Origin of the sequence: Hallella bergensis DSM 17361, assembly GCF_000160535.1 — a bacterium.
GTDB classification, from domain to species: Bacteria; Bacteroidota; Bacteroidia; order Bacteroidales; family Bacteroidaceae; genus Prevotella; species Prevotella bergensis.
This window is the reverse complement of record NZ_GG704780.1, coordinates 660,613-668,398: the sequence shown is the minus strand read 5'-3', so window position 1 is coordinate 668,398 and position 7,786 is coordinate 660,613. Positions and strand designations below refer to the sequence as shown.

Sequence of the window (7,786 nt, the reverse complement as noted above, 5' to 3'; positions counted from 1 at the left end):
CATCAGCAAACGCACCCTGCAATCCTATCGCGATACGGGTAAAATCCCCTTCTCCATCATTGGGCATAAATGCTATTATAAGGAGAGCGACATCGCAGAGTTACTGAATGCAAACAATTAATGAAATCAAACACAGAATGAACTATGGAAGAGAAAGAAATCATTACACAGCAAGACCCTCAAATGCAGATGTTTGCACAGTTGATGGAGGGAATATTGAAGAAACTGAAGCGTTATTGTTCTACAGCCCGTCCAATGTTAGGCGGAGAGGTTTACCTAACAGGCGAGGAGGTTTGCAGCCAATTACGGCTCAGCACACGCACGCTCCAAGAGTACAGAAACTTAGGAACGCTTCCTTTCTACAAAATCGGAGGGAAGATACTATACAAGCAGAGCGACATACAGACAATGCTTGAAAGGCATTATAATCCAATACCGCAAACAGGTAAGTTATGAGTTAAGTTAAGAAATCAGTCGCGACTTAAGTCAAATGGTCAATTGTGACTTTGGTCAAGAAATTAGTTTCGACCTAAGGTAAAATTAACTTTAGTCAAAAATATGTCAGCTCATAAAGTCAGTAAGTCAAGAGATTAGTCTAAACTTATCTCTTGACTTACTTCTTGAACTTTGAACTCTCGCACCCCAGAAAGGTTACTTTATGGAACATAACAAACTATCTCTTTCTTTATACTGGCAAGGTGTGTCTTTGTACCACAAATTGTCATCTGTACCACAAAGACCCTTGCCCCGAAAGGGGGATTAAATCACTCCAAAGTCGTGATTAGAAAGCAATGAAAAAGCAGAAACAAAAGAAGCCAGACGGCAGATGTGCCACCTGCCCACGATGGGATAGATGGCACATCAGGATACCTAATTCTGAAGACCAACAGAAGCTTATCAGACTCTACCGCAAGTCGGGAGCAAAGACAAAGAGCGACTTTGTCCGAGTAAGACTTTTAGGTGAAGCCTTTAAGGTCATCACCCAAGACCCTGCAAAAGAGCCTTACTTGGAGAAACTCTCCGAAATCGTCTCCATGATGAATAAGATAGGCGTGCTGTACAACGAAGCCGTGAAAGCCCTCAATACTTATCATTCTGTCGCCACTTCTCAACGAATGCTGGAAAAACTTGAAACCTATTCCCAAGTTCTCATCAGACTGCAACAGCAAGCAGTGCTGCTGACAAAATCTCTTGAGAGTAAACAAGAATGAAGGTTGATAAATCATCATGCCCAACGTTAGTACCGTGCTGCGATTGCCCAATCCCTCTTTGAACAGTTATCAATGTTAGAAATATAGGTTTTATATGTGTAGTCGGTAATAAAACGCTTCTGGCAATTCAAACATCGGTAGCGTTGTTTACCTGTACTACTTTTACCACTTTTGATAATATTGTTTGAGTGGCAATGCGGACATTGAAACTCAACTCCTAATCTGGAGCATAAAGTGCCGAAACGTTCTCGTATGTTCGTTTTCTCTTGGTTTTATGGTGCAAATATAGCAAGAGGCAGGGAAGCTATCCCTGCCACACTACTTTATCTTTTGGAAAGTACATTGATAATCAGATGATTATTACAATAACTCCCGATCTGAAGCATTACCGCCTGATTCTTTTATTTCTTTATTTATTTTAGATGTAAGATCTATAACTTGCAAAACCTTAATCCTTGATTTATTATAAAAATAAAACGACCCTCCACTACATTTCATTATAAACAAATTCAGACAAATACCAATGACCATTGATTTTAGAGAAAGTCAGTATGTAGAAACAACTACTTTGAGGTATATAGATTTTTTCCGTTGCACTATCTTCTGAATCTAATTTATATGATACTGTATACATCGAATCATTTATTGCTTTGTTGGCACTATTTAAATAATATATTAAATCACCTTTTCCCCAAGAAAAATTTGTTATAGAATCAGTTTCATCTTCTATTGAAGATTCTTCGTAGTCTGAATTAAATCCTGTAACCTCTTGAGCGACTCTTTGTATCTGAAACACAGAATCTCTATGAAATTGAGTGATAAAGTCCGAAAATGATTCATTTGTCAGTTTTTTTGTAGAGTTAAAATCCTTATTTTTTTTCGTGATATTCTTTTTCTCATCATTTTTAAAATAAGTACAACATGACAAAAGACACATTATAATGAATATATATATATAGTTCTTCATTTTTGTAGTATTATAATCTTATAGGGTGGAAAATCCCCCTATTAGATACATAAGTTATTTTTTATCTTGAGTATTAATTTTAATTTCCTCTATCTTAGGTAAAGATATAGGCTGTAATAGCATAGGGGTAGGTGCATGTCCGTATACCGTAACAGGAGAAAGTTCACCTCCATAATATTCTTTATTATCTGGATGCAATAACAATTGAAGATCAGGAATAGAGGATGGATCTATTTTATTACTCTTTTGCAAAATATTCCCTTTACTTATTTCTATATGAAGATGAGGGCCGGTAGAGCCACCTGTATTTCCAGATTTTGCAATCACATCATTTTCAGATACTTTATCACCAACCGAAACTGCAACACCATTCTTATCTAAATGGGCATAAAGTGATTCATATCCGTCAGAATATTGAACAACAACATATCTACCATATCCCGTTTTATTTCCCTTTGAATCTACTTTCACATTCCACCCAACCTTTTTTACAACACCATCTGCTAAGACATGCACATCATGTCCCGTACCAGCCGTAGCTAAATCTATACCACCATGTCCCTTCAATTCTCCTGTAATTGGGTGCTTCCTGATACCGAATCCGCTGGAAATACGTGTATGAGCCACGGACTTATCAAACGGAATCTTTCCCTCCATATCAATAAATCTTATAGGATTGTTCGCTGCATAACTATACGTTGAACTGCTTGGTAGATTTTCTTCCATTGGGTCACAATTCATCCACAGACTCAACCTCGGCTCATAATACCTTGCACCATAGTAATACATACCCGTCTCCTCGTCCAGTTCCTTAGCATTGAAGAGGTAAGGCGTGTTCCAAGTGTTGTTGCGCTCCTCTATGAACACTTCTCCAAACGGCACATACTCGATGTGCTGGGCTACTTCGCCATCAAGGTTGGTGATGTAACTACTGCTACCCAAATGGTCAGGGTGATAGTAGAACTGCATTCGCTCGTTTGTACCAGCTTCCCCAGCTCTTGTCTTGACCATCGCCCTTGCCTGTGCTGCCTCCGGCGTGTCGTCATCACTGCTAAAGCCTTTGCCATTGACATAGTCGGGATTATCCTGACCGTTGTATGGCAAATCGAATGTCTTGTAATTGTCCTTGATGGATTGCAGTTGCTGATTGTACTTATCCTTGTAATTGACAGTCACACCATCAGCTTCATTACCTGCATAAGGAATGCGTCTTGGGTCTGCGCCATAACTTGCCAAATCGCCAAGCTTGCTGACGATACGCTGACTACCGATGTAGATGTGTTTGGTGTACTTACCACCCTGTCCTGCCACGAGGTACGGGCTGACATAGAGCGAGAAGCGTGCCGTACCCGTGCTGCCGCCCGAGAATTCGGAGTTGACAAAGATAGCTTCGTTTTCACCACTCGTCTTTGCTGTGCGCTCACCATCAGCATCGTACCAATAGTTGCTTACAAAACCGTTCTCATCGGCTGCAAGAAGTCGGTTTTCCTCATCCCACTTGTACTTCTGCTCACTTGCCTTGTCGTCTTCCTTGCCGTCATGCTTTACACGGCTGGTGTTGATGTAGACAAGGTTTCCGTTGGCATCATAGGTGTACTTGTGTCCGTTGTTGATGTTCGTGCTGTCTGTCGGCGCTTCTTCCGTGCGGTAGTTGATGTCACGGACACTAGCCAGTTGGAACTTCTTGCCCTCATCATTATTATATGTGTAGGTGAGGTCATAGCCTGCATTGAGAGTGCCGTTGAACTGTACGTTACTTTGCGTGAGGTGCTGCTTCTTGCTCGTGATGCGGTGCATGTTGTCGTAGCCCATGGCAAGGGTGTAAGATGCCGTCTTATTGTCCGCACCTTTGTACGTTCCATTGGCTGTGCTTAGACGATACAGTGCATCATACGTATAGCTGTGGCTCATCTGTCCGCCTGCCTTTCCCTTTTCAGGAATTGTCGCCTTATTGACAACAGAAAGTACGTTGCTCACCACGTCATAGCCGTAGGCATTGTCCATGATGGTCTTGCCACCTGCATTGACTGCAAGGTTCTGTAGTCTGCGACGCTGTGGGTCGTAACTGTAGAACGTTTCCGCTCCGTTGCAATACTTCAGGTAGGTGCGCAGCTCAATTTTGTGGGGATATGTACGGTTGTTTCGTAATGGCATATTTATACTTAATCTTTTATTTGCTGTTCATTTGATCTGGATGGAAGAGTGTTTTTTTAGAAATGAGATCAAACCACGTTGCCCTATGTTGCTATATTGGAGTTCATAAGTACGTTTATTCCAACTTATCGTTATTATAGATTGATTGGTAGACAGGTAAGAAGTCATGCTTTTGTCACTTTTTATAGCATTTTCTATATGAAAAATCAGTGAATCTTGTAATTCTTTGCTTAGAAATATACTATCCTTTTTTTCAAAAATACTATCTACTGGAGAATGCCATATATTATTTAAGCTGTCAAACTCGGAAACTATAATGTGTTTATGTTTGGTAGTCTTTAGATAATCTCCATTGATTGTTATTACATAATAAACAGTGCTATCACCATACATGTCATAGACACATTTAAACTTTGACAAGGGGGAGTTACACCCTCCTGTTAAAATAATAATCGAAAAAAGAATAACCAAAACCTTTTTAGTCATTTGAAACATGTGATAAACGTTGTTGAAGATTTTACTCTTTTCGCAACATATTTTCGGTGTATTTATATTTCTTGTTATACCTGCTCATACCTATGGTTTGCAACTCTTCTACAGACTGTTCCTTGTTCAGTAAGAAGATACGATCTACTACCAACTTGTTTGTCAGATGCTGTTATGATACTGGCTGGTCGAAGTACACCGTCTGTCCTTTACGCTTGCCGATAGGCTGCTTTTTTGATTTTACTTCAAATTCAATCATAACTTCTTATTGCTTTTGGTTATCAATTATTTAACGTCATTCTTTCCTGTTTATTGCTCTCTCCGTTTAATACCCTTGTATGGAGCGTGACTATTCTCATTTGGCCACTATTCTGTTCCTTTGTTGATTTTGGTTACTGCTGATTCATTCAAGGTTATCAACAGAGAGTTTAGGCAAATATAAACTGTCAATATCATTTCTGACAAGCAATTTCCCTTTCTTATAATAAATTAGGCTTGCCCTTTTTAGATAGTTCATAATGGGATTGTGACTATATACATTTTTATAAATACAAAAACTATCCTGCCTACAGTATATTACAGTTCTTGCATGGTATAATGAATCAATAAAACTTGCATTAAAAAACTGTATATAAACAGTTTTATTCTTATATTTCAACAATTCGATATAGTTACCTCGTTCAGAATCTGGATATAGATTTTCATATAAGGGGCCAATTATAAATCCATTATTTATGTCTATTTTGTTTTCATGAAAAATCTTTTCTGTTTGCAGCATTAAATACGAATCATGGGCGAGATTATCTTTTTCAATATAACTTCTAACACTATCAAGAACTTCTTGTTTAAATATGTTCTTTAGTGGTGACCTATTACAGGACACCACTAAGAGCATACCTATTATAATCACGATCTTCTTCTTGTTCATCGTCATTTTTTATAACCTAGGTAATCTTCTGATGATACTTGACAAAGTTGTTTTTCCACTTAAAAGATTTTTCCTTGAAGCATCATAAGAATTCATATTAACAAACTTTCCACTTACACGCTCATTCTTATCAGTATACCCTCGGATACCATATATTTTACCATCGTAACTTATTGTAAAAACTGGCAGTGATTTGTTATTTTTTGAATAACCTAAGTCTCCATAACTATCAATTAAATATGTAGAAGGAGGAGCATCTCCCGATCTGTCTTGATGTGTGTGGACTTGTCCAATTACAGTAAAATGTTCCTTTCCTTTACTTAGGGTGCGATTATTGAGTTTATATCCACCTGCGTCCATTTTGGTGGTGTTTCTATCATTCAAATAATCAGGTAAGACTAAAACTTCTTTATTTGAGAGAACAAATCCCCCAACTTCTCGCCCACCTTTTTCTCCTTTAGTACGATAATGTTTATCGGCTTGATTCCACATACGATTATAAGCCTGTGTTTCATTCTTGTATAAAATACTTCCATCATTTCTATATGAAATGGTATTGTTTTTATTAGTAAATGACTTCCCTATGTATTTTTGTCCTTTTTGTAAATCTTTGGTTGAATGTACTTTAGGGCTATATTGGTATGTTTTATCAACATCTTCATACCAATCTTTTCCATCAGGGTCAATAAATATAACAGGGTTGTTATTAACGAAACAGTAAGATGAAATATTTGAATACTTCTCTTCCATCGGATCGGTTGATATCCACAGACTCAATCTCGGCTCATAGTACCTTGCACCATAGTAGTACATACCCGTCTCCTCATCCAGTTCTTTAGCGTTGAGTTCTACTCTACGATTGGCTGCACTCGGCATAGAACAAGCAAGCCTGCCTCTGCCCTCGTTGGCACAATCGTTGAATCGATAAGGTGTGTTCCAAGTATTGTTGCAGTTGGCTTTCCCTGTGGTCGCCGATTTCCGCGTAAGCTCCAATTCATCTATGAACACCTCGCCATACGGTACATATTCGATGTGCTGCGATACTTCACCATCCAAGTTGGTGATGTAGCTACTGCTGCCCAAGTGGTCAGGATGGCAGTAGAACTGCATCTTCTCGTAGACGTCGTTCGGCTTTTCTCTTGTACTTACAGAAAGAAGCTGCGTTATTATCTTTGCGTTTAATGCTGTCATAACGTACAATCGTTTATGGTTATCAATTATTTAACGTCATTCTTTCCTGTTTATTGCTCTCTCCGTTTAATACCCTTGTATAGGTAATGAGGAACACCCTTATAAGGGTATTGCCCGTTACCCTTATATGGGTGTTGGGGCATATTCTTGTATGGGCAAGTTCAAATCGATTATATATAGGCTAACCAACGAAAATAGCTTTCGTTCTAAATTTATAATTGCCTAAATATTACTGATATACCACATTAGAACATTTTACTATTTTTGAAATATGATAATCAGAATCATAACTATATGAAATCAAGAAAAAGAGACATCCGGTATTACTTACTAAATAATTAGAAGTCGTAAATAGCCCATTCCCTTCTTTCTTTATTATTGTTTTATAGTCTATTCCACTACTTGTTGAATTTAGTATAGTATCTCTAACTACCGAAAAAAATAATATGGAATCAGACGAGCTAAAGTATTCACCATCTTTTTTAAAAAAATGGTCCTTCCCTGTGTTGGTTGATGATTCTATTACTATTTCCTTTTTTGAATATGTTATATCGAAAGATTGACGTGTATTAGAGGATAAACTTTCCCTCCTCTCACTACATGAAGATAGTGGCACCAATAAAGATGCCACCATAATCGATAGAATCCACTTGCTATTTACCAAATTCCCCTTCATATTTTCTTTGCTCTTTATCAAATTCTTTCTTTGTGGAAGGATATCTCTTTATTAATTCTCTTTTTACTTGATTATAATTAGAGACGCGTAGTGCAAAGTGCTGATGCGTTCTCGTATATCCATTTTTCTTTGTTTTGGACTACAAATATAGCAAAAGGCAGAGAATCTTTTCC

At 38.0% G+C, this 7,786-nt stretch carries 9 protein-coding genes; 3 read left to right on the top strand and 6 right to left on the bottom strand.

The window, feature by feature from the left end:
- The 3 genes from HMPREF0645_RS02555 to HMPREF0645_RS02545 all read left to right on the top strand — a co-directional run.
- Nucleotides 1-121: helix-turn-helix domain-containing protein (locus HMPREF0645_RS02555; RefSeq protein ID WP_044123150.1), on the top strand; the 121-nt coding region annotated here is incomplete at its 5' end.
- Between the two features lie 23 nt (nt 122-144).
- Nucleotides 145-456: a helix-turn-helix domain-containing protein gene (locus HMPREF0645_RS02550; RefSeq protein WP_004355529.1), complete on the top strand. Its 312-nt coding sequence runs from the start codon at nt 145-147 to the stop codon at nt 454-456.
- Between the two features lie 335 nt (nt 457-791).
- On the top strand, nt 792-1,211 hold the full coding sequence (locus HMPREF0645_RS02545) for a plasmid mobilization protein (RefSeq protein WP_007173272.1): 420 nt from the start codon (nt 792-794) through the stop codon (nt 1,209-1,211).
- Nucleotides 1,212-1,237: 26 nt separating this feature from the next.
- On the opposite strand, the gene HMPREF0645_RS14410 is transcribed toward HMPREF0645_RS02545, so the two are convergent.
- From HMPREF0645_RS14410 to HMPREF0645_RS14120, 6 genes are all read right to left on the bottom strand, one after another.
- Nucleotides 1,238-1,387 carry an IS1/IS1595 family N-terminal zinc-binding domain-containing protein gene (locus HMPREF0645_RS14410; RefSeq protein WP_419185641.1) on the bottom strand — a complete coding sequence of 50 codons (150 nt, stop codon included), beginning with the start codon at nt 1,385-1,387 and terminating at the stop codon, nt 1,238-1,240.
- 311 nt (nt 1,388-1,698) lie between these two features.
- Nucleotides 1,699-2,178: a DUF4348 domain-containing protein gene (locus HMPREF0645_RS02540; protein ID WP_007173270.1), complete on the bottom strand. Its 480-nt coding sequence runs from the start codon at nt 2,176-2,178 to the stop codon at nt 1,699-1,701.
- 54 nt (nt 2,179-2,232) lie between these two features.
- Nucleotides 2,233-4,182 carry a peptidoglycan DD-metalloendopeptidase family protein gene (locus HMPREF0645_RS02535; RefSeq protein ID WP_419185640.1) on the bottom strand — a complete coding sequence of 650 codons (1,950 nt, stop codon included), beginning with the start codon at nt 4,180-4,182 and terminating at the stop codon, nt 2,233-2,235.
- A gap of 177 nt (nt 4,183-4,359) precedes the next feature.
- Nucleotides 4,360-4,818, bottom strand: coding sequence for a hypothetical protein (locus HMPREF0645_RS02530; RefSeq protein ID WP_156777825.1), 459 nt, complete (start codon nt 4,816-4,818; stop codon nt 4,360-4,362).
- A gap of 403 nt (nt 4,819-5,221) precedes the next feature.
- A complete protein-coding gene (locus HMPREF0645_RS02525; protein WP_156777824.1) occupies nt 5,222-5,746 on the bottom strand; it encodes a hypothetical protein in 525 nt (174 codons plus the stop codon).
- 9 nt (nt 5,747-5,755) lie between these two features.
- Nucleotides 5,756-6,937, bottom strand: coding sequence for an RHS repeat domain-containing protein (locus HMPREF0645_RS14120; protein ID WP_007173265.1), 1,182 nt, complete (start codon nt 6,935-6,937; stop codon nt 5,756-5,758).
- Nucleotides 6,938-7,786: the final 849 nt, after the last annotated feature.